General features: G+C 73.1%; 18 protein-coding genes and 1 pseudogene. 12 read left to right on the plus strand and 7 right to left on the minus strand.

Features of this window, described 5'->3' with window-relative positions:
* Positions 1 to 431 precede the first annotated feature (431 nt).
* Together ACFYVL_RS17350 and ACFYVL_RS17355 are read left to right on the plus strand one after the other, a co-directional pair.
* Positions 432 to 800: a hypothetical protein gene (locus ACFYVL_RS17350; protein ID WP_389245513.1), complete on the plus strand. Its 369-nt coding sequence runs from the start codon at positions 432 to 434 to the stop codon at positions 798 to 800.
* A 1,304-nt stretch (positions 801 to 2,104) separates the two neighbouring features.
* Positions 2,105 to 2,335 (plus strand): hypothetical protein, encoded by a 231-nt coding sequence (locus tag ACFYVL_RS17355; protein ID WP_389245515.1) that lies wholly within the window; start codon positions 2,105 to 2,107, stop codon positions 2,333 to 2,335.
* Positions 2,336 to 2,714: 379 nt separating this feature from the next.
* On the opposite strand, the gene ACFYVL_RS17360 is transcribed toward ACFYVL_RS17355, so the two are convergent.
* Positions 2,715 to 3,188, minus strand: a complete 474-nt coding sequence (locus tag ACFYVL_RS17360; protein ID WP_389245516.1) for a GNAT family N-acetyltransferase — start codon at positions 3,186 to 3,188, stop codon at positions 2,715 to 2,717.
* Between the two features lie 96 nt (positions 3,189 to 3,284).
* Here ACFYVL_RS17360 and ACFYVL_RS17365 point away from each other — a divergent pair, with 96 nt between their 5' ends.
* Complete coding sequence (locus ACFYVL_RS17365; RefSeq protein ID WP_389245941.1) at positions 3,285 to 4,154, plus strand: polysaccharide deacetylase family protein; 870 nt, start codon at positions 3,285 to 3,287, stop codon at positions 4,152 to 4,154.
* A gap of 147 nt (positions 4,155 to 4,301) precedes the next feature.
* Here the strand turns inward: ACFYVL_RS17365 and ACFYVL_RS17370 are convergent, their stop codons facing one another.
* From ACFYVL_RS17370 to ACFYVL_RS17380, 3 genes and pseudogenes are all read right to left on the minus strand, one after another.
* Entirely contained in the window at positions 4,302 to 4,970 is a 669-nt protein-coding gene (locus ACFYVL_RS17370; protein ID WP_389245518.1) for an ABC transporter, read from the minus strand.
* Between the two features lie 422 nt (positions 4,971 to 5,392).
* A pseudogene (locus ACFYVL_RS17375) lies at positions 5,393 to 6,214 on the minus strand (ATP-binding cassette domain-containing protein); the annotation flags it as partial.
* 10 nt (positions 6,215 to 6,224) lie between these two features.
* Positions 6,225 to 6,902 (minus strand): AIM24 family protein, encoded by a 678-nt coding sequence (locus ACFYVL_RS17380; protein WP_389245520.1) that lies wholly within the window; start codon positions 6,900 to 6,902, stop codon positions 6,225 to 6,227.
* A gap of 84 nt (positions 6,903 to 6,986) precedes the next feature.
* Between ACFYVL_RS17380 and ACFYVL_RS17385 the strand changes: the two genes are divergently transcribed.
* The 6 genes from ACFYVL_RS17385 to ACFYVL_RS17410 all read left to right on the plus strand — a co-directional run bounded on the left by ACFYVL_RS17385 (position 6,987) and on the right by ACFYVL_RS17410 (position 14,745).
* Positions 6,987 to 7,745, plus strand: a complete 759-nt coding sequence (locus ACFYVL_RS17385; protein WP_389245522.1) for a peptidyl-tRNA hydrolase — start codon at positions 6,987 to 6,989, stop codon at positions 7,743 to 7,745.
* 253 nt (positions 7,746 to 7,998) lie between these two features.
* On the plus strand, positions 7,999 to 8,799 hold the full coding sequence (locus ACFYVL_RS17390; protein ID WP_389245524.1) for a DUF4142 domain-containing protein: 801 nt from the start codon (positions 7,999 to 8,001) through the stop codon (positions 8,797 to 8,799).
* A gap of 153 nt (positions 8,800 to 8,952) precedes the next feature.
* The gene (locus tag ACFYVL_RS17395) at positions 8,953 to 10,644 is read left to right on the plus strand and encodes a DUF692 family multinuclear iron-containing protein (RefSeq protein WP_389245526.1); all 1,692 of its coding nucleotides are present in this window, start codon (positions 8,953 to 8,955) and stop codon (positions 10,642 to 10,644) included.
* A complete protein-coding gene (locus tag ACFYVL_RS17400) occupies positions 10,641 to 11,750 on the plus strand; it encodes a TIGR04222 domain-containing membrane protein (RefSeq protein WP_389245528.1) in 1,110 nt (369 codons plus the stop codon). Before ACFYVL_RS17395 ends, ACFYVL_RS17400 begins: the two co-directional genes overlap by 4 nt.
* Positions 11,751 to 12,057: 307 nt before the next feature.
* Complete coding sequence (locus ACFYVL_RS17405; RefSeq protein WP_389245529.1) at positions 12,058 to 12,876, plus strand: TIGR04222 domain-containing membrane protein; 819 nt, start codon at positions 12,058 to 12,060, stop codon at positions 12,874 to 12,876.
* Positions 12,877 to 13,074: 198 nt separating this feature from the next.
* Positions 13,075 to 14,745 (plus strand): alpha/beta hydrolase, encoded by a 1,671-nt coding sequence (locus tag ACFYVL_RS17410; protein ID WP_389245531.1) that lies wholly within the window; start codon positions 13,075 to 13,077, stop codon positions 14,743 to 14,745.
* A 123-nt stretch (positions 14,746 to 14,868) separates the two neighbouring features.
* Here ACFYVL_RS17410 and hemQ read toward each other — a convergent pair whose 3' ends face one another.
* Together hemQ and hemG are read right to left on the minus strand one after the other, a co-directional pair.
* Complete coding sequence (hemQ, locus tag ACFYVL_RS17415; RefSeq protein ID WP_389245533.1) at positions 14,869 to 15,606, minus strand: hydrogen peroxide-dependent heme synthase; 738 nt, start codon at positions 15,604 to 15,606, stop codon at positions 14,869 to 14,871.
* Between the two features lie 4 nt (positions 15,607 to 15,610).
* Positions 15,611 to 17,065, minus strand: coding sequence for a protoporphyrinogen oxidase (gene hemG / locus ACFYVL_RS17420; RefSeq protein ID WP_389245535.1), 1,455 nt, complete (start codon positions 17,063 to 17,065; stop codon positions 15,611 to 15,613).
* A 213-nt stretch (positions 17,066 to 17,278) separates the two neighbouring features.
* On the opposite strand from hemG, the gene ACFYVL_RS17425 reads away from it, so the two are divergent.
* Together ACFYVL_RS17425 and ACFYVL_RS17430 are read left to right on the plus strand one after the other, a co-directional pair.
* On the plus strand, positions 17,279 to 18,406 hold the full coding sequence (locus ACFYVL_RS17425) for a DUF4349 domain-containing protein (protein WP_389245537.1): 1,128 nt from the start codon (positions 17,279 to 17,281) through the stop codon (positions 18,404 to 18,406).
* A gap of 77 nt (positions 18,407 to 18,483) precedes the next feature.
* A complete protein-coding gene (locus tag ACFYVL_RS17430; protein WP_389245538.1) occupies positions 18,484 to 19,869 on the plus strand; it encodes an FAD-dependent oxidoreductase in 1,386 nt (461 codons plus the stop codon).
* Between the two features lie 18 nt (positions 19,870 to 19,887).
* On the opposite strand, the gene hemE is transcribed toward ACFYVL_RS17430, so the two are convergent.
* Positions 19,888 to 20,955 carry a uroporphyrinogen decarboxylase gene (gene hemE, locus ACFYVL_RS17435; RefSeq protein WP_389245540.1) on the minus strand — a complete coding sequence of 356 codons (1,068 nt, stop codon included), beginning with the start codon at positions 20,953 to 20,955 and terminating at the stop codon, positions 19,888 to 19,890.
* Positions 20,956 to 21,046: 91 nt separating this feature from the next.
* Between hemE and ACFYVL_RS17440 the strand changes: the two genes are divergently transcribed.
* Positions 21,047 to 21,742, plus strand: a complete 696-nt coding sequence (locus ACFYVL_RS17440; protein ID WP_389245542.1) for a DUF3000 domain-containing protein — start codon at positions 21,047 to 21,049, stop codon at positions 21,740 to 21,742.
* Positions 21,743 to 21,945 lie beyond the last annotated feature (203 nt).

Below are 21,945 nucleotides of genomic sequence, written 5' to 3' on the forward strand. Positions count from 1 at the left end.
CCGGCCCGTGGGACGAGCCCCGACCACTGCGGCCCCTGCTGCATTGCCCCCAGGCACTACTCAGGGATCTCTTAGCGCCGACGAGAACGAAGCGATTGCGGCGCTCCCCTCTTCACGTGTAGCCGGCAACCAGCGCGCCTCTCTCGCGAGAGTCGAGACGCATCGCGCCTGGCCCCCGTGGGGACAGAAGGTGGACACGGGGGACAGGCGGGGGACGGAAGGGCGCAGACAGATCCGAGGTCTCGCGAATCATCGCGTCCAACCGGTCAGCGATCTCCCGTGCCCGAATCGCGGCCAGCGCAAGGAAGCATGATCACTCACCCCAAAGCAGCTCCAGCCCGAAGCCGCGCCACCGGCCTACGTACTCGATCGTGCGGGCGAATACCGTCAACTGCTCTTCACAACACGTTGATCGTCAGTAGCGTCGCAACATGACTACCAACTTCGGCATAGAGATCCGGAAGCTTCTAGCCCAGGTCAGCGGCTTCGACATCAGCGACACGGACTACGTCGCCTACTTCGTCAATGACACCGGGGAACGTCTGATCTTCGTACAGGCCAGAGGTCAGGCGTCGGCGTTGCACTCCGACTTGGGCTGGGAGCCCCAGTCTGTCGATGGCCCCACGACAACAATGGCCGACAGCGTGCCAGCGGAGCTGAAGGAGAAGGCCGTGAAAGCCGGTCTGAACAACGGCATGCTGGACACGCCCATGCTCGGGTCCACGATCCTTGGCAAGGTCGAGGCACAGTGGCTCAACGCGTGCTACGCAGCCAGTGAACCGCTACGCCAGGCCGGATGACGCGCTTGCAGAGTGACCGCTCCGTGCCACTCCCGTGCCAGAACGAGCGGGAACCCACGGGCACTCGGAGGGCCGAGGGGCCGCCGGACCGCACTCCGCCGCAGAGCGGCTTCTCGCAGTTCACGTCATTGATCGCCCCACCACACTCCGGAAGCTGGTATCGCAGGTTGAAATCCTGCCTGGACACATAGAAACACCAGGTCAGGCCGGTGTAGAGCATCAAAGAAGGGCCCTCGGGAACTTCCCGAGGGCCCTTCCCGTGCCCCCACGGGACAAGCGAGGGGCGGGCGGTTTCCAAGTGCCCACCCATCAGTTGTCTGATCTGCCTGACAAAGCAGCAACCGTTCCCTGACACTTCTGTCTGTGTCCGTTGACGGCATCGAAGGGGCAGAGGACGTGGTGCGAGAGCGGGACTCTTTGGCCGATGCCGAAAAGTTGGTGGGCTACGCCTCAGAGGTCATGCGGCGCGCTGTGGCTCTGGAGCGGAATCGAGGCGTCACGTGGGACGAGATCGGCGCCCGCCTGGGGGTCTCAAGGCAAGCGGCGCACTCTCGATACGCTGGCGCCCTGGAGTGGCCCTCCGAGCAGAGCGCGGAGTCCATGCAGGGTCTTCTCTGGGCTGCGTGGCGGGAGGTCCACACCATTGCTGATGAATACCTGCAGCGCCCAGAACCCACGTCCCCCCCAGATGATGCAAGGGCATGGGTCGTGGAGGACGAGCCCTACAGTGGCGACAGGCCCTACCTCGTGTACTGCGCTGAGTGTGACACAGCGCACGAATGCCTATCAGTTCTCGAAGGCAACGGGCGGTGCACCTCTTGCGGAGTCCCGGTACCGCTTCCGGACATGTACGCGAAAGTCGTGCGCAGGGCTACGACCACGAAGCCAGCCACAGCCAGCAGTAAGACCTGCCGGAGTTGCAAGCGGCCTCACAACCCCAGCGTGCGCGACGACCCCGGTTCTTCGCTCTGCCCAAACTGCGTCACACGCCGACGGCTAACGGAGTTCCTCGGGCAACTGCTCGTGCCGTCGTCGGAGACCTCCGCCGCAGCAGTCGATGATGAAAAGGCCGCAGAGCCTGCTACACGGGCTCATCTACTACAGGTGATTCAGATTCTCACGGCGGCCCACGCATCTTCAGATGAGACGGCAGCGCAACTCATCGCCATGAAGCATCGACTAGAAGTGGTCGAAGCCACCCTGCGGGAGGCGCAGCGTACCTAAGACTCCGCCAGGCCCAAGCAACTTTCGACGGAGGCAAGGGCCCGGCGGGACCACCCGCTCACCAACAGAGAGGAGCAGTCATGGGCAGTATGCCCTTACACCGCGCCGAAAACGATGGCCCGCCGTGGCCGGTGGCGGTGTTCGCCGCGCTGGTCTGCGGCTACGCCGTGGGCGTCCACCACGAGGAACTGACCTCCGCAACTCAGGGGGTGGTGGAGTTCGTGGCGCCGATCGCGGCAGATCAAGTAGTCGCTGCACTGCTGGCGCCGGTGGTTGCCGGTGCGGTTGCGTGGATGAGACGCCGCCGGTGACCGGTTGAACGTTGAGGAGGGGCCCGCATGGTGCCGGGCCCCTCCTCTTCGCGGTTCAGGCGGCTTGGGGTATCTCCGGCCAGTCGGGGGCGAGGGCGACCGATGGTCGGAGAAAGGCCCGTCAGCACAGGCCTCTCCTTGTCAGATATACGCCGTTCTGCAATCACTCGGCACTGGACCCGTAGTGCTTCTTCCGGGTGGTGCTCCCGCGGGAGCACACATTGGCATCGAGGGGCATTGAGTGGCACCCCATGGCGTCGAGTTGAACCATTTCGTGCCTATTTTTGGCATCGCCGCAGGTCAACGGGGGCGCTCCAGACAAAGGCCGGCTTCGACGTCGAGGAGTGCAGGCGCAGGCTGCTGGAGACCCCGTGAGCGGTCAGTGCACCGGCAGGGTGAGTTCCGGGCGGTCCCAGCGGACCGCGGGCGGGTTCGCCCTGACCGTGCCGGTCCGGTGCGCGCCGACACTGCGGTAGAAGCCTTCCGACGGCGGGTGGGAGACCACCCGCACCGCGTCGATCCCCGCCGCGCGGGCACGGCCCTTCAGATGCGTGATCAGCCGGCGGCCGATGCCCAGGCCCTGGGCCGTGTCCGCGACGAAGAGCAGGTCCAGTTCCGGCGGGTCGAGCAGCAGCGCGTAGAAGCCGAGGACCGTGTCGTCGCCGGTGGCGACGGCCACATGGACCTCGTGGGCCTCTATGTAGTCCGGGCCCACCCGGTAGCCCGCGACCATCGACTCGTACGGGGCCTTGTACGCGCGCGAGTGGCGGACGATGCGGGTGAGACGCCTGGCGTCGCGGGCGGTGGCACGGCGTACGACGATGTCCGCACCCGGCGTAAGAACTGAGGTCACCCGGAGAGTATTACTCGCCGGACGGGCGCCGCGCCGTTGGCCGACCCTTCGCTTTCGATCGGATACTTTCCGTGAGTGACCACTTTTGTACGAAGAATGCTCGCGGTAGCGGTGGCGGGTGCGGCCCTGGCGGGGTGCGGAACGGGGAGTACGGGCAGTGCGGGCGGCGACGGAGCCGGTGCCCAGGCGCACCGCACGCCCGCCGTCTCCGCCCCCTCGAAGCCCGCCGCCGACGCGTCCGCCCGGCCCTCGCCGACCGCCCCGCCGACCGTCGCCGCAGGTCCCGGCGGGCGCACGCCCGTCTTCGAGCGGGCCCGCGGGGGGAGCCGGGAGAAGGTCGTCGCGCTCACCTTCGACGCGGACATGACCGCCGATCAGGGGCCGCGCGCGGCGGCCGGTGAACGGTTCGACAATCCCGGGCTGATCGCCTCGCTGCGCCGGTTCAAGGTGCCCTCCACCGTCTTCATGACCGGCCGCTGGGCCGAGGAGTACCCCGACCAGGCACGGTCGATCGGCACCGACCCGCTCTTCGAGATCGCCAACCACTCCTACAGCCACCACGCCTTCAAGTCCCCCTGCTACGGCCTGCCCACCGTCGCGCCGGAGAAGATGCGCGCGGACCTGGACCGGGCCTTCGACGCGTTCCGCAGGGCCGGGGCGCGCAACGTGGTGCCCTACTTCCGGTTCCCCGGCGGGTGCTACGACGACCGCGCGCTGCGCGGCCTCGGGCCCGCGAAGGTGACGGCCGTCCAGTGGGACGTGGTCAGCGGGGACGCCTTCGCGACGGACGCGGACGCGGTGGCCGAGCAGGTGCTGGCCGGGGTGCGGCCGGGGTCGCTCGTCGTCATGCACTGCACGCGCAGCGCGGCGCCGACGACGGAGCGGGCCCTGAAGCGGATCGTTCCCGAACTGCGGAAGAAGGGCTACCGGTTCGTCAAGGTGTCGGAGCTGATCGGCCGGCGCTGAGGGCCGGTCCGGCGGGGGCACGTTTGCTGCGGCCGGCCCGGCGGACGGCGCTGGCGCTGAGAGCCGGCCCGGCGGTGGGCGCGGTCGCTGAGGGCCGGCCCGGCGGACGGCTGGGTCGCTGAGGGCGGGCCCGGCGGACGGCGCGGTTCAGGCCCGCCGCGCGGACAGGGCGCAGACCACCGCGCCCGCCGCGCCGGCCAGCAGCAGCGCGCCCACCAGCGCCGAGTACGGGAGGTCCACCGTCCCGGTGTGCGAGCCGGTGACCAGGCCCGTGACGGCGCTGCGGGCGGGCGACCCCGCGGTGACCAGGGCCAGCAGCGCGCCCAGCGCGGTGAGCGTGACGCCCCAGCCGGTGCCGCGCAGCAGCGGCCAGGTGCCGAGCGCGCCGACCGCCGTGCCGAGGAGCGCGCAGACGGCCGCCGCCAGCAGCCCCGCCGCGCCGGCCGCCACCGGGTCGATGCGGACGGTGTTCTCGGTGTCGGCCCACTTGCTGATCGCCAGCACGAGTCCGGTGCCCAGCGCCCCGAGGGCCGCCGTGCAGCCGAAGGCGGTGAGCAGCGCGGCGAGGTGGGCCCGGCCGGGGCCGGTGGCGGCGGCGACGCAGGCGCGGGCGGCCGGGGGCTCGTTGGTGACGCAGACCCGGGTCAGCCAGGCCGCGACGGGCAGCAGGATGGCCGAGCCGTACCCGAGCGAGTCCAGCACGGGCTGGCCGCCCTGGATGCCGATGGCGAGGAAGGCCGCGTACAGCAGGACCGGGGCGAGCCACTTCTGCGACCTTCCCAGCAGGGCGAGTTGATACCGCAGCAGTGCGCTCACGCGTGGTCCTGCTCCTGTTCCTGTCTCCGGTGCTGGTGCGTGCCGTGGGAGCCGTTGGCCGTGGGCGGCGCGGGGGGCTCGGGCGAGTCGTGCGGTGGCAGCGGCTCGGGTGGTGCCAGGGGTTCGTGCGCCGCACGGGTCCCGTGTGGTGACAGCGGCTCGCGGGGCGTGTGCGGCCCGTGCGGCCCCTGCGGCGCCAGCGGCTCGCATGGCACGTGGGTCTCGTGCGGCGTCAGCGGCTCACGCGGCGCGTGCAGTGCCAGCGGTTCGTGCGGCGCACGGGTCTCGTGCCGTGGCAGCGGCGCGTGCGGCCCCTGCGGTGCCATGGGTTCGTGCGCCGCGTGGGTCTCGTGCGGTGCCGGCGGCTCACTGGTCCCGTGCCGCCCGAGCCGCTCCGACCCCGCCGCGCCGTCGAGCGCCGTCACCTCCCGTACGTGCCAGGGCGGGCGTGCTCCCAGCAGTCCCCTCAGCACCCCGTCGGAGTGCACCGCCGCCACCGTCAGTACGGTCGCGCCCTCGGGTCCGGGTTGCGCGGCCGGTGCTCCGGGAAGCCCCGCGGGCACCGCGGCGCCGGGCGGGCCGACCGCCGTGATGCGTACCCGCGGACCCCGGTCCGCCGTCGCGGGGCCGGTGTCGACGGGCAGCACGCGGGTCGCCTCCACCCGGAACCCGGCGTCCACCACGTCCGCCAGCCGCAGCGGGTCGTGGTCCACGAAGGCCACCGTCGCGCCCGCCGCGACCCGTTCGGCGACCACCCGGTCGAGTTCTCCCCTGGCCGCCTCGTCGAGCCCGGTCCACGCCTCGTCCAGGACGAGCAGTCCGGGCTCCGCCAGCAGCGCCTGGGCCACCGCGACCTTCTGCGCGGTGCCCTTCGACAGTTCGGCCACCGGGGTGCGGGCGTGCCCGGCCGCCCCGAACCGTTCCAGCCACTCCCCCGCCGCGCCCCGCGCCCGCCCGCGCCCGAGCCCGTGGATACGGCCGAGGTGGGTGAGGTAGCCGAGTGCGGTGAAGGGCAGCGCGCCGGGGAAGCGTTCGGGCACGTACCCGACCCGGGCCGGACGGCCGGTCACCCGCCCCCGGCTCGGCGCGTCGATCCCGGCGAGCACCCGCAGCAGGGTCGACTTCCCGGTGCCGTTTGCGCCCTGGAAGCGGACCAGGGTGCCCGGCCGGAGTTCGAGGTCGACCTCCCGCAGCACCCACGTCCCGCTCAGCCCGTAGCGCCGGCCCACGCCGTCGAGTCTCAACGGTCCTGCTTCAGTTGGCCTGGGGCTTGTGCTGGGTCAGCTCGCTGGGACGTACGATCACGAACCCCTCGCCCTGGAGCATCAGTTGCACGGCCTCGCCGGAGCCGCCGCGGATCATCGAGCCGACCGACTGCGAGCGGTGCAGCGAGGTGTTGAGCTGGGCGCTCCAGCCGACGACCGCGTCGGTGTCGACGTACACCGGCGACTGGCCGGTGACCGGGATGATCAGCGGGCTGCCGTCGCAGACCACGGCCAGCTTGCCGTAGCCGGTGAAGAGGCTGTTGAAGAGGCCGCCGCCGGTCATGCCGGCGCCCTTCACCATCTTGATCTCGTAGCTGAGGGTCGGGTCGAAGCACAGCACGTTGCGGCCGTTGACGGTGAGCGCGTCGCCCTGGTCGAGGTCGATGATGAAGCAGTTCTGCGCCTCGTGCGCGAACCACGCCTCGCCCTGCCCGCGCACCGCCATCAGCGGCAGGCCCTCGCCGGTGACGGCCCGCTTGAGCATGCCGCCGATGCCCTGGCCCTTGCGCTCGAACTGGAGGTCGCCGCGGTAGGCGATCATCGCGCCCTGCCGGGCGTGCATCTCGCCGTTGACCGCGTACTTCACCGATTTGGCGTTCTGCAGGGTCATGCCGGGGACGGTCGCCGGCTGGGCCATGTTCTCCGCCGCAAAAAGATCGCTCTTCATACCGGACATCCTGGCTTGCGGGGATTCGGTCCCACAAGGCGATACCCGGCGGGTTCCGCTTCAAGCCCTGGCAAACTTGTCCGGATGAGCAGCCAAGACATCCCCGCCGACGAGCGCGACGCGGCCCCCCAGTACGTCCTGCCCCTGGTCGTCCACATCGAGAAGACCGACCCGCCGGCCCGTACGGACGCGCTGGAGACGGCTGCCCGCGCGGTCCTCGTGATGCTGTCCGACGCACGGTCGCTGGGCGACGGCGAGTGGGCCGAGGCGGTACGGAACTGGGAGGACGCGCGGATCCGCAAGGTGGTGCGGCGGGCGCGCGGCGCGGAGTGGCGCAAGGCGTCGGCGCTGCCGGGGATCACGGTGACCGGGAAGGAGACCGAGGTACGGGTCTTCCCGCCGATCCCGCTGGACGGCTGGCCCAAGGAGCTTGCCAAGCTCCAGGTGTCGGGGACCGAGCTGGACGACCCCGAGGAGCCGGGCGAGCCGGATCCGGCGGCGCCCGTGCTGTGGGTGAACCCGGACCTCGGCATGTCCGCGGGCAAGACGATGGCGCAGGCCGGGCACGGTGCGCAGCTCGCCTGGTGGGATCTGTCGGACGGGGAGCGGGAGGCCTGGCGGGCGACCGGGTTCCCGCTGTCGGTGCGCACGGCCCCGGCGGCGAAGTGGCGCGAGGTGGCCGCCGATCCGGCGCTGCCGGTGGTGCGGGACGCGGGCTTCACGGAGATCGCGCCCGGGAAGACGGTCGCGGTCGAGGGACACCACCGGGTGGGGTCGCTGCCGCGTCCGCAGGAGTCGCCGGCGCTTCCGCAGGAGTCGCTGCCGCGTCCGCAGGAGGGGTGAGGGAGCGGCGGCCCGGCCCCGGCGGCCGGACGCCGGGCGCGCGCTCCCCGGGCCCGTTGGACACGACGGCCCCTGCTGTACGGCGGACAGGTGTGCGACCGGTGCGCCCCGTCACCGGCTGAACGCGTCAGGTGCATCACACGTACCCATGAATGCCGCCAAGTTCCTGAAGGATCAAGGCACTTGGCGGTGGAGTCGACTCCGTACGACGGGGATCCGGTACGCCGCCAAAGGCTCGGGAGCGATCTTGTCCATGTCCACCTCCATGTCCAGCACCGCCTTCGCGCTGTTACGGCGCGTCAACGGCACCGCGCTCGTCGTGGTGGCCCTGCTCGCCACTCTGGCCGCGCTCGCCTTCCCGGTCTGGTCGTACGCCGACCGCTCGGGCACCGGCCAGGCCAACCTGGCGGCCTCCACGGTCGCCACCAAGTGGGGGCCGCTGTCGGCCGCCGACCGGGACCTCCTGGTGAAGGTGCGGCTGGCCGGGCTGTGGGAGCTCCCGGCCGGGCAGCAGGCGATCGAGCGGGCCCCGAGCCAGTCGGTCAAGGCGGCCGGGGACCATCTCGTGGTCGGTCACACGGACCTGGACGCGCGGGCCCGTTCGGTGGCCTCCCAGCTCGGCATCGAACTGCCCAACCAGCCGACCGACGAGCAGCAGGGCTGGCTGCGCCAGCTGACGGCGGCGACCGGGACGACGTACGAGCGACTGTTCGCGAACCTGCTGCGGCGGGCGCACGGCAAGGTCTTCACCGTGATCGCCCAGGTCCGCAACAGCACCCGCAACGCACTGATCCGCCAGCTCGCGGACGCCGCCAACCAGACCGTGCTGGACCACATCACCATGCTCGAAGGGACCGGGCTGGTCGACTTCGACGCGATCGCCAACGAGGCGGCGGGCGCGGCGACCGCCAGCCCGACCGGGCCCCCTCCGCCGGTGCCGGGCGCGCGTGTCCCGGTCCCGGCGCCCGCCGTTCCCACCGGTACGCAGAACTTCACGTCGCTGCCCTCGGCGCCGCCCGCGGGCGACATCGGCAACCCCGCCGCCCAGCACTGAGGCCCCGCCCGGGGCCCGCCGCCGGAGTGGTGCCCTCCGCCGTCGGAGGGACCCGCCGGAACCTCAAATCAACCTCTGAACGTCCCCCTCGGTGGATTCAGCGCCATCTGTCGGGGCCATGACCCCTGCACAGCACGGAGTAGGGGGACGCACATGGACCAGCGCACAGAGCGGCCGGGCACCCGGCCGACCGGCACACTCGACGCACTCGCCGCACCGGGCGCACGCGGCACGGCCGCCGTGTCCGGCGCCCTGCCCCGGCTCGGTGTCGGGATCGGCTGGCGGCCCGAGATCGCCGACACCGTCGAGGCACTGCCCGGCGTCGACTGGGTGGAGGTGGTGGCGGAGAACATCTGCCCGGGTCATCTCCCCGACTCCCTCCTGCGGCTGCGCGCCCGGGGCACCCAGGTGGTCCCGCACGGCGTCTCGCTGGGCATCGGCGGCGCGGACCGCCCGGACCCGGCGCGGCTGGCGGACCTGGCGGCACGGGCCCAGGCCTTGGGCGCGCCGCTGGTCACCGAGCACATCGCGTTCGTCAGGGCCGGCGGGGCGCAGACCGCGTCCCCGGTCCTGGAGGCGGGCCACCTGCTGCCCGTGCCGCGTACCTGGGACGCGCTGCACGTGCTGTGCGAGAACGTCCGCATCGCGCAGGACCAGCTGCCGGTGCCGCTCGCGCTGGAGAACATCGCGGCACTGATCAACTGGCCCGGCGAGGAGCTGACCGAGGGCCAGTTCCTGGCCGAACTGGTCGAGCGCACCGGGGTCCGGCTCCTGATCGACGTGGCCAACCTGCACACCAACCACGTCAACCGGGGCGAGGACCCGGCCAGGGCCCTCGACGAACTCCCGGTCGAGGCCATCGCGTACGTCCACGTGGCGGGCGGTGTCGAGCGGGACGGCGTGTGGCACGACACCCACGCGCACCCGGTGACCCAGCCGGTGCTCGACGTCCTGGCGGAGCTGCGCGCCCGGGTGTCACCACCGGGCGTGCTGCTGGAGCGCGACGAGAACTTCCCTGCCGCGGAAACCCTGGCCGCCGAACTGGACCTGATCCGCGACACGGTGGAGCGGCCCGGCGCGGCGGGGTGGGCAGGCACGGCGGGAAGCGCCCGGCCCGGAGCGGCGGGGCGGGCAGGCACGGTACGGCGTCCCGGCGCGGCGGAAGCGCCGGCAGCCGAACCGGACCTGGTCCACGGCACCGTGGAGCGGACCGGCGCGGCGGGCCAGCCAGGTGCCGCGGAGCGGCCCGGCACGGCGGGAAGCGCGCGGACCGTGCCGGGGCCGGGCACTGCGGCCACGGAGGTGTCCGGGCCCGCCATCGGCCCCGCTTCCACCGGTGCCGCCCGGCAGCGGCTCGCGCTCGCTCAGGCCGCGCTGCTGGACGCCCTCGTCGCCGGCGGGCCGGTGCCCGAGGGCTTCGACGGGCCCCGGCTGCGCGTGCAGAGCCGCGCCCTCACCGGCAAGCGCGCCGACATCGTCGCCAAGGTCGCCCCGGAGCTGCCCGGCATCCTCGGGGCCGGGTTCCGCCCGGCCTTCTTCGCGTACGCGCTGAACCGCCCGCTCCGGTCCGGTTACCGGCGCGACGCCCTGGACTTCGCCGAACACACCCTGGTGCACGGCGCGCCGGACCCGGTGGCCCGGCGCGCCCTCACCCACTGGTGGCAGGACCGTGCGGCGGCCCGCCCGCCGACCCGGGCCACCCGTCTGCTGCGCGCCGCCCGCGCGGCGGCCACCCGCGCCGGGGCCCACCGGCCCGGGTCCCGCCGGGCCGGGGACCCGCAGCCGCTGGCCGCCCGGACGCCGGATACGCAGCCCCTGGCCCACCGGGAGGCGCGCCAGGCATGAACTCCGAGAACCTCGCCGTCCTGATCAACGTGCTCGTCGGCGGCTCGTCGCTCCTGCTTGCCCTCACCCTGACCATGGCCCACGGCCGCCGCGGCCAGGCGAACGCCACCGTGCACGACGTCATGGAGGCCGCGTTCCTGATGGGCGGTCCCGGCCGCGCCGTGGACACCGCTCTGACCGCCCTGCACGCGGACGGGCGGCTGGGCGTGGGCGGGCCCGGCATCGTCGTCGTACGGCACAGGGCGGCCCGCGACACCGTGGAGCGGGCGGTGCTCATCGAGTACGACGCGGCACCCAACGGGGCGCTGCACAGCCTGCGTTACGCGACCATGCGCAACCCGGCCGTCCAGGAGATCGGCGACGCCCTCGCCGCGCGCGGGCTTCTGCTGGCACCGCGGGAGACTCTGGCGTGGCGCCGCTGGGGTCAGGTCCAGGGGGTGGGCTGTCTGCTCGCCCTGGTGCCCGCGGTGGCGCTGACCTTCGTCTTCCAGGCCACCGAGGACCGCTACGTCTTCCTACCCCAGACGCCGTTCGTGCTGCGGGTACTGCCCGCCCTCGTCATCGGTGCGGTGGTCGGGTTCACCATGGCGGCGCGGGCCAGGCGCCGGCTGACCGACGCGGGCCGCCGGGCCCTGCGTGCGTACCGCACGGACGCGGCGAACCTCGTCGCACCCGCCCAGTTGGTGGCCGTGGGCGGCATCCGCGCCCTGCCGGACGGCGAACTGCGCGACCAGCTCCGCGCGGCCGTCCGCCACCGCCCGGACCCCGTTCCCGCACCGCCGGGCAGCAGCGCGTCGACCTCCTCGGCGGCACTGGTCCCGGTGGTCTGGTGCGCCGGTACGGTCCCGGGCGCGGGCCCCGGAGCGGCGTGCGGCAGCTCCTCGGCGTGCGGTGGCGGCAGCGGCTGCTCGGGCGGCAGCGGAGGCAGTTGCTCCAGTTCCAGCTGCGGCTCGGGCGCAGGAGGCGGAGGCGGCGGTGGCGGTGGCGCCAGCTGCGGCGGAGGGGGCGGCGGCAGCAGTTGCGGTGGCGGCGGTGGGGGCGGAGGCGGCGGTGGGGGCGGAGGCGGCTGCGGAGGTGGTGGCGGAGGAGGAGGCGGCGGCTTCTGACCACGCGCGGAGGCAGCGTCCACGGAGGGGCCCGCCCACTCGCGGAGGCAGCTTCGACGGAGGGCCCGACCACCCACGAAGGCAGCGCCCGCGGAGAATTCAGACCACCCACGGAAACGCCCGCGCAGACCCCGACCGCACGCGGAGCCGGCGACGCTCACCCCCGGTCGCCCACCAAGCGCCTCTGGCCAGGCAAAACACCCACCGGTACGCACTTCCCCCAGCCCGCGGTCACATCTCCACAACACTCCTTGCACAACATGCACATGCCATAGCGTCAGGGACGGGCCTCGCATAGACATCCGTCATGTTCTGGGTCCCGTTGCTCCTCATCGCCTGGGTCGCGGCCATCGCCACCTGCGCCCGGCTCTGCGTCGCCGCCACCGCGGCGGCGGCCTTCGACACCGAGGCGCCGGACGTGCCGCCGCGCACCGACGGGCTGACGCTTCCGGAGGCCGCCTTCCTCTGCGGCGGGCCCGGCCGGGTGGCCGATCTGACCCTGGTCTCGATGCACGCCCGCCGCCGGGTGCTGCTCGCCCACACGGGCTGGACGACCGTCGTCGCGCCGGACGGCCGGGACGCGCTGGAGCGGGCCGCGATCGAGGCCGCCGGACCGGGCGGACAGTCCCGTACGGCAGCGGTGCGTTCCGCACTGGCCGCCGCGGACGGCGTGCGGGCCCTCGCGGACCGGCTGGTCGACCGGGGCCTGGCCGTCCCGGCGCCGGAGCGGGACGCGGTGGCCGGCGCGGTCCGGGCGGTGCGCAACGCGAGCGCCCTCGTCCTGGCGCTGGGCACCTTCGCGGCCCTGGCGCTGCCGCACGAGCCCGGCGGGCAGCTCCGGGTGGCGCTCTGGTTCGCGCTGCCGCTGCTGCTGACGGTGGGCACCCTGGGCGTGGCCCGGATGGAGATCCACCCGTACACCCGCTGGGCGTCCGGCGCGGGCCGGCAGCTGCTGCGCACCCTGCCGCAGGGGCAGGACTCCGGCGAGGGGCCCGACCCGGGCTCCGGCACCGCCGTGCACACCGGCTCCGAACAGGCGCTCCTGACCGCCGTCGCCGTCTCCGGCGTGCGCGCGATACCCGACCCCGAACTGCGGACGGCCCTCACCCCGCCCCGCCGCGCCTGACGGCACCCGCCCGGCTCCCCGCGCCGGGGCAGCGCCCGCACCCGGTCCCGGCGCCCCCGTCCGCCCCCGTGCATCGGAGTCAATGCACCCGACACGCACACAGGTGCTTTACATCCTCAACTACCTTGCCAAGTATCCCTTGCATCCGCCGCGGAGATCATCCGCGGGGTCGCCGCCTCACGAGACCAAGGGATCGCGATGAGAGCACTTGCGCTGTACGGAGCCGCCACCACCCTCGGCTCCCTGGTCCTGACCGCCCTCGCCGCGGCCCCGTCGGGCGGTGCCGCCCCCGCCCTCGCGCCGCCGGCCCTCCACGACTCCCCCGAGGCGCACGGCACCGCCCTCGCCGCCGGGCGGGCCCTGGCCGCCGGCATCGCGTTCGGCGCCTGCCCCGCCTCCGAGGACCTGCCCGCCCCGGTCAAGTGCGGCACGGTGAAGGTGCCGCTCGACTACGCCCACCCGCACGGCCGGCAGATCGAACTGACCGTCAGCCGCCTGAAGGCCTCCGGCAGATCAGCCACCGGGAGCAACGGCAAGGAAAAGGCCGCCCCGGTCCCCCGGCAGGGCGCCCTCGTCTACAACCCCGGCGGCCCCGGCGCCTCCAGCATGTACTTCCCGCTGGTCTCCCAGCTCTCCGAGTGGAAGCGGATCGGCGCCGCCTACGACCTGGTCGGCTACTCGCCGCGCGGGGTGGCCCGCTCCGCCCCGCTGTCCTGCGTGGACCCCAAGGACTTCGCCGAGGCCCCCACCCAGGCACCCACGCACCCCTCCGCGTCGTACAAGCGGGAGCGGATCGCCCGCGCGAAGACCTACGCGCGGGGCTGCGAGCGCCGCGCGGGCGATGCGCTGCGCCACTACCACTCGCTCAACAACGCCCGCGACCTCGAAGTGCTGCGCGCCGCCCTCGGCGAGCCGAAGCTCAACTTCATGGGCGCCTCCTACGGCACGTACTTCGGCGCGCTCTACGCGACGCTCTACCCCTCGCACGTGCGCCGGATGGTCTTCGACTCGGCGGTCGACCCCTCGCCGGAGCAGATCTGGTACCGGAACAACCTCGACCAGTCGGCCGCCTTCGAGCGCCGCTGGAAGGACTTCCGCACCTGGGTGGCCAAGCACGACAAGACGTACGGCCTGGGGTCCACGGCCGCCGAGGTCGAGCACAGCTACGCGCGGGTGCGCGCCGAGCTGGCCCACAAGCCGGCCGGCGGGGTGGTCGGTCCGGGCCAGCTCCAGTCCGCGTTCCTCAAGACGGGCTACTACGACGACGTGTGGCCGATGCGCGCCACCGCGCTGTCGGAGTACCTCAAGGGCAACGCCAAGCCGCTGATCGACCAGGCCTCGCCGCGCCCCGAGGCGGCCAAGGACGACGAGAACGGCACGGCCGTCTACACCGCCGTGGAGTGCAACGACGCGCCGTGGCCCACCGACTTCGCGACCTGGGACCGCGACAACACGCGGCTGGCCAGGCGGGCCCCGTTCGAGACGTGGGACAACGCGTGGATGAACCTGCCGTGCGCGTACTGGTCCGCGCCCAGGCAGCGTCCGCTGGACGTGCGGACCGCGCGCGGCGCGCTGCCGCCGACGCTGATCCTGGCCGCCGAGCGGGACGCGGCGACCCCGTACAAGGGCGCGCTGGAGCTGCGCAAGCGGCTGCCGGGCGCGGCGCTGGTCACCGAGGAGGACGCCGGTACGCACGGCATCGGCGGCGGCGCGAACGCCTGCGTCAACGGGCACCTGGAGCGGTACCTGCTGACCGGGAAAACACCGGTGCGGCGCGCTGAGTGCGCGCCGCACCGGGAGCCGAACCCGGTGTCGCTGGACAGGGCCGTCCCCAGGGGGATCCCCGAGGGGATGCCGGCCGCCGTCTGATCTTCCGGGCTGGGGTGACGGGAGAAGCGGACCACGCACCCATGGTCCGCCTCCCCGTCACCAAGTCGCTGTCGTACGCCTGACCGTACGAACGGTACGAAAACCCGTACCGGGGGATCCTGCTCAGGCGAGCTGCGCCACCAGGTCCGCGACGCTCTTGCGGCGCCCGGTGTAGAAGGGCACCTCCTCGCGGACGTGCATACGGGCCTCGGAGGCGCGCAGGTGACGCATGAGGTCGACGATGCGGTACAGCTCGTCGGCCTCGAAGGCCAGCAGCCACTCGTAGTCGCCCAGCGAGAACGAGGCGACCGTGTTGGCCCGCACGTCCGGGTAGCCGCGCGCCATCTTTCCGTGGTCGGCGAGCATCCGGCGGCGGTCCTCGTCGGGCAGCAGGTACCAGTCGTAGGAGCGCACGAAGGGGTACACCGAGACGTAGTCGCGGGGGTTCTCGTCGGCCAGGAAGGCCGGGATGTGCGACTTGTTGAACTCGGCGGGGCGGTGCAGTGCCATGTTCGACCACACCGGCTCCAGGGCGCGGCCCAGCTTGGTGCGGCGGAAGAGGTTGTAGGCGTTCTGGAGCTCGTCGGCGGTCTCCGCGTGCCACCAGATCATGACGTCGGCGTCCGCGCGCAGCCCGGAGACGTCGTAGGTGCCACGGACGGTGACGTCCTCGGCGGCGAGCTTGTCGAAGAGCGCCTGGACCTCGTCGGCGTAGCCGGTGCGGTCCTCGGGCAGCACGTCGCGCAGCTTGAAGACGGACCACAGGGTGTAGCGGATGACCTCGTTGAGGTCCTTGGCCTTCTTGCCGGCGTTCGGGGCCTTGGCGGGGGCCCCGGCGGCGGCGTTCTCCTGAGCAGTCATGTGGCTATTGTCCCGTGCCCTTCGCCATGCCCTCCACCAGGGTCGGCGTGGCCAAGATCTCGTCGATCAGCTCGCCGGCGGCGCGCTGTCCGCTGCCGACGCACGCGGGGATGCCGACGCCGTCGTACGCGGCGCCGCAGACCCGCAGTCCGGGCAGCTTCGCCACCGCGTCGCGGACCCGGGCCACCCGGTCGAGGTGGCCGACGGGGTACTGCGGCAGGCCGCCGATCCAGCGGGTCACCCGGGTCTCGACGGGGCGGGCGGCGAGCCCGGTGGCCGCGCCGAGGTCGCGCAGCGAGACGTCGACGAGGTCGGCGTCGTCGCGGTGCAGGTGCTCCTCCTCGCCGTACCTGCCGACGGAGGTGCGCAGTACGAACAGGTCGGGGGCGTGCGCGTCGGCCCAGCCCCACTTGCGGGTGGAGAAGGTGGACGCCTTGATGGTGTGGCCGTCCACCGGCGGCACCAGGAACCCGGAGCCCGCGGGCAGCACGGCGTCCACGTCCTTGCGGGCGAAGGCCATGGTCACCAGGGCCATCGACGCGTACTCGACGCCGGACAGCTCGGCGGCGGCGGCCGGGGACTCGTCGGCGAGCAGGGCGGACGCCGACCAGGCGGGCGCGGCGAGCACGACGCCGTCGGCGCCGATCGTGCCCTCGTCCGTGCGGATCCGCCAGTGGCCGTCCTGCCGGGCCATGCCCAGTACGGGCGTCTCGGTCAGGATCCGACCGCCGGCCGCCCGGACCGCGGTGGCCACGGCGTCGGGCAGTGTCCCGATGCCGCCGTCGATGCCCATGAAGACCGGGCCGGTCGCGGGGTTGCCCGCGGCCCGCCGCTGGAGTTCCACGACGCCCTCCAGGAGGGAATCGTGCCGCAGCGCCGCCTCGTACAGGGTCGGTACGGCGGCCCGCAGGGAGGTCCGGTACACGTCGCCCGCGTACACCCCGCCGAGCAGCGGTTCCACCAGGCGGTCGACGACCTCGCGGCCGAGCCGGGCGGCGACGTACTCGCCGATCGCCATGTCGTCGCCGACGTCGGTGCGCGGCAGCGTCCGGTCCCGTTCGGCGCGGGCGAGCCCGGCCTCGGAGAGCACCCCGGTGAGCACGGACGGGTCGCCGGGGACGCCCATCACATGCCCCTTGGGCATCGGGGTGAGCGCGTTCCGGTTCCACAGGGAGGCGGCGGCGGTGGACGGCGGCTGGAGCCGGCCGGCGATCCCGACGGCCTCGGCGAGCGCCACCGCCTCGGGGCGTCTGGCGAGCATCGACTCGGCGCCGAAGTCGACCGGCGCACCGGCGATTTCGCCGGCCAGGAGCTTGCCGCCGAGCCGGTCGGTGGCCTCCAGGACGGTGACCCGGGCGCCCGAGCCCACCAGCCGGTGGGCGGCGGCGAGGCCGGAGATGCCGCCGCCGATGACGACGACGTGGGGCGGCCTGGGGTCCGTGGCGTCCGTACCGTTCATGCCTCCACTGTCTCAAACGCCGGTACGTGGTCCCGCCCGGCCGTCACCGAGTCCCGACCGTGACCGCTTCGGAGCCGCTTCGGGACCGTTGAAGGGCAACCCGCACGCCCGTCCCGCACGTCGAACCTGCAACATCCTTCACCAGTTTCGGGGGGACCGAAAATGCGTGCAGCAGTACGTACAACAGCTCGTGCGGCGGGGCGCCGGCGCCGTATGTCCTTCGTGGGCGCGGCCGTGGTGGCCGCGACGCTCGCGGTCGGCGGGTGCGGGGCGAGCGACAACAGCGCCTCCTCGGACAGCAAGGGCGCGGCGGCACCCGCCCCGCAGAAGCCGGGAGGGGACTCCGGGACGGGCGGGCGGGCGAACCCGGGCAGCGGCGCGGAGCAGGGCTCTGGCGCCGACCAGGACTCGGGCGCCCGGCAGCCGAACGCTCCCAAGGCGCCCGCTCCCAAGGCGCCTTCGCAGCTCCAGTTGCACGTGATCCGCACCGCCGAGCTCCAGTTGCAGGTGTCCGACGCGACGCAGGCGCTCGTCAAGGCGCGTACGACGGCCGAGTCGGCGGGCGGGCTGGTCGGCAACGAGTCCACCGAGCGGGACTCCACCGGTCACGTCTACTCGCGCATCACCCTGCGGGTCCCGCAGGACAAGTACGCGGAGACCCTGACCACGCTGGAGCAGAGCGGCGGGAAGCTGCTCGCGCGCAAGGCGGACGCCAAGGACGTCACCAACGAGGTGGTGGACGTCGAGAGCCGCATCAAGTCGCAGCGGGTGAGCGTGGCGCGCGTCCAGGAGTTCATGAACCGGGCGACGAAGCTGACCGACGTGGTTTCCCTGGAGGCCGAACTGGCCACCCGGCAGGCCGAGCTGGACTCGCTGCTGGCCCAGCAGTCCTCGCTGAAGGACCGCACCTCGATGGCGACGATCACCCTGGTCATCTCGGAGACGCCGCCGAAGAAGAAGCCGACGCCGCCGCCCGCGGACGACGAGCCGGGCTTCCTCGACGCCCTGGACGGCGGCTGGGAGGCGTTCGTGACCACGGTCCGCTGGATCGCGATGGTCGTGGGCGCGGTGGCCCCCTTCGCGGCGACCCTCGCCCTCCTGTACCTGCTGTGGCGCCGGCTGGTCGCCCCGCGGCTGGCGCCGCGCCGGACCCGGCGGGCACCGGCCTTCCCGTCGTACCCGTCCGCCTACCCGGCCCCGCCCGGCCAGCGCCACCCGGAGCCCTCCGCACCCGGGCCGCGGGGCCCCGAGTCCGGCGCCCCCGCCCCGACCGCGCCGACCGCCCCCGCTGCCCCCGAGGGCTCCGAGGGGCCCGAGGGGGCCGCGTCCGGCAGGGACTGACCCACGGCCGCGCCCCGCGCTCCCGCGGGGCGCGGCCCACCGCCCCGGCGCCGCCGCGGCTGTCTACCGTGTCCTCCATGACCACCCGACAGGAAACCCTCGTCGTCATCGGCGGCGACGCCGCCGGCATGTCCGCCGCCTCCCAGGCCAGGCGCCTCAAGGGCCCCGACGAGCTGCGGATCGTCGCGTTCGAGCGCGGCCACTTCACCTCGTACTCGGCCTGCGGCATCCCGTACTGGGTCGGCGGCGACGTCGGCTCGGCCGACGACCTCATCGCCCGCACCCCCGAGGAGCACCGGGCGCGCGACATCGACCTGCGGATGCGCACCGAGGTCAGGGAGATCGACGTGCCCAACCGCCGGGTGAGGGCCCGCGACCTGGCCACCGGTGACGACTCCTGGACCGGCTACGACAAGCTCGTGATCGCCACCGGTGCCCGCCCCGTCCGCCCGCCGCTGCCGGGCATCGACGCCCCGGGCGTCCACGGTGTGCAGAACCTCGACGACGGCCGGTCCCTGATCGAGACCCTGGAGCGTACGGAGGGCAGGCGCGCGGTGGTGGTCGGCGCGGGGTACATCGGTGTGGAGATGGCCGAGGCGCTGCTGCACCGGGGCTACGAGGTGACTGTCCTGACCCGCGGCGAGCAGCCGATGGCCACCCTCGACCCGGACATGGGCGCGCTGGTGCACGAGGCGATGAACGGCATGGGCATCACGACCGTGTGCGACGCCGAGGTCACCAAGATCCTCACCGGCGCGGACGGCCGGGTCACCGGGGTCGCCACCGAGGAGGCCACCTACCCCGCCGACGTGGTGGTGCTCGGCATCGGCGTCGAACCGGAGGTCACGCTCGCCGGGGCGGCCGGTCTGCCGCTCGGCCCGTCCGGCGGGCTGGTCACCGATCTGGCCATGCGGGTGCGCGGGCACGAGGACATCTGGGCGGGCGGGGACTGCGTGGAGGTGCTGGACCTGGTGTCGGGCCGGCCGCGCCACATCCCGCTGGGCACGCACGCCAACAAGCACGGCCAGATCATCGGTTCGGGCGTCGGCGGCGGTTACGCCACCTTCCCCGGGGTCGTGGGCACCGCGGTCAGCAAGGTCTGCGACCTGGAGATCGCCCGTACGGGGCTGCGCGAGAAGGACGCCAGGGCGGAGGGGCTGCGGTTCGTGACCGTACGCATCGAGTCGACGAGCCGGGCGGGGTACTACCCGGGCGCGTCGCTGATGACGGTGAAGATGACCGCGGAGCGCGGCACCGGGCGGCTGCTGGGGGTGCAGATCGTGGGGCGCGAGGGCGCGGGCAAGCGGGTGGACATCGCCGCCGTGGCGCTCACCGCGAGGATGACGGTCGACCAGATGACGGCTCTCGACCTGGGGTACGCGCCGCCGTTCTCGCCGGTCTGGGACCCGGTCCTGGTGGCCGCCCGCAAGGCGGTGTCAGCGGTCCGCGGCGCGGGCCACTGACACCGTGCCGGTCCGCCCCTAGCGGGCGGTCCGGGTGTGGACGTACTCCACGAGCCGGGACAGCGAGTCCGGGTCCATGGAGGGCAGCACGCCGTGGCCGAGGTTGAAGATGTGCCCCTCCAGGTCCTTGGCCGCGGCGAGCACCTCGTCCGTCTTCGCCATGACCGCCTCCGGCGGGGCGAAGAGGACGGCGGGGTCGAGGTTGCCCTGGAGGGCCTTGCCGGGGCCGACCCGGCGGGCGGCCTCGTCCAGCGGGACCCGCCAGTCGACACCGACGACGTCCGCGCCGGCCTCGCCCATGAGGCCGAGCAGTTCGCCGGTGCCCACGCCGAAGTGGATGCGCGGGACCCCGTAGCGGGCGACGGCGTCGAAGACCTTGGCCGAGGCGGGCATCACGGACTTCACGTAGTCGGCGGGGGCCAGGGCGCCCACCCACGAGTCGAAGAGCTGGACGGCGCTCGCGCCCGCCTCGATCTGCACCTTCAGGAAGTCGCCGGTGATGGCGGCCAGCCGGTCCACGAGGTCGGCCCACAGCTGGGGGTCGCCGTACATCATGGCCTTGGTGTGCTCGTGGTTGCGGGACGGGCCGCCCTCCACGAGGTAGCTCGCGAGGGTGAACGGCGCACCGGCGAAACCGATCAGCGGGGTCTCGCCCAGCTCCTCGACGAGCATGCCGATCGCCTCGGTGACGTACCAGACGTCCTCGGGGGTCAGGTCGCGCAGCCGTGCCAGGTCGGCGCGGGTGCGGATCGGCTCGGCGACGACCGGGCCGACGCCGGGCTTGATGTCGAGGTCGATGCCGATGGCCTTGAGCGGGACGACGATGTCGCTGAAGTAGATCGCCGCGTCGACCTTGTGGCGGCGCACCGGCTGGAGGGTGATCTCCTTGACCAGCTCGGGCCGCATGCACGACTCCAGCATGGGGATGCCCTCGCGCACCTTCAGGTACTCCGGCAGCGAGCGCCCCGCCTGCCGCATGAACCACACCGGTGTGTGCGGCACCTCCTCGCGCCTGCACGCCTTGAGGAAGGCCGAGTCGTACGTCTTGCTCTGGGCGGGGCCCGCGGGGACCTGGTTGGCACTCACGCCCAGAATCTTCGCACGCGTGCGGAAGCACTCGCCCCGGGCCGGGTGTCCTTCCCGCCGTAGGGGCCGCCTTCGGCCTACCCTTCCCCGCATGGCTCCGGCTCAGGGACGATTTTCAGATGACGCGCACGGTCACCCACACGGCAGAGACAACAGGGAAGGCACCGAGGAGAACACGGCCCCGCTCCCCTTCCGCCAGGCGGTGGACGCCCTGCGCGCCGCCCGGCTGCGTCCCGAGGTGGAGGTCGACCCGACCAAGCCCCCCAAGCGCCTCGCCCCCTACGCCTACGCGCTGGAGGCGGCGGCCGTGGAGGGCGACGAGGACCTGGCGGACGGCCGTCTCGTACTGCTCCACGACCCGGCCGGGCACGACGCCTGGCAGGGCACCTTCCGGCTGGTGACCCTCGTACGGGCGGACCTGGAGCCGGAGATGGCGGCCGACCCGCTCCTGCCCGAGGTGTGCTGGTCGTGGCTGACCGGTGCGATGGAGGCGCGCGGTCTGACGTACGGCGAGGCGAGCGGGACCGTCACCCGGGCCGGTTCGCACTACTTCGGCGGGCTCGCGGACCGGCGGCCCGCCACCCAGATCGAGATCCGGGCGTCCTGGACGCCGCGCGAGGGGCGGGGCGGGGTGCCGGACACGGCGTCCTACCTGGCCGCCTGGTGCGATCTGCTGTGCCAGGTCGCGGGGCTGCCGCCGGCTCCGACGACGGGTCAGGAGGCCGCGTTCCAGGGGCTGCCGGGTGTGGTGTCGCTGCCGCAGCGACGGGGCCCGCAGCGCCCCTGACGGACAGTTCGAGAGGTGGGGCGGGGGGCGACGGGCCCTCCGCCCACTGCCCTGATCAGGGACTTCATCGATCGTCCGTCCGAATTGCCCGAATTGTTACTCATCAATTCGTGATCTTTCCCTAAAGCCGGGCGGGGTTGCTGCCGAAGAGGTCAATGACCCTTCCAGCACGGTTCGCCCGGCTTGGCCCTCAGCCCGCCGGA

Source organism: Streptomyces sp. NPDC004111 (genome assembly GCF_042874215.1).
In the GTDB taxonomy this organism is placed as follows: Bacteria; Actinomycetota; Actinomycetes; order Streptomycetales; family Streptomycetaceae; genus Streptomyces.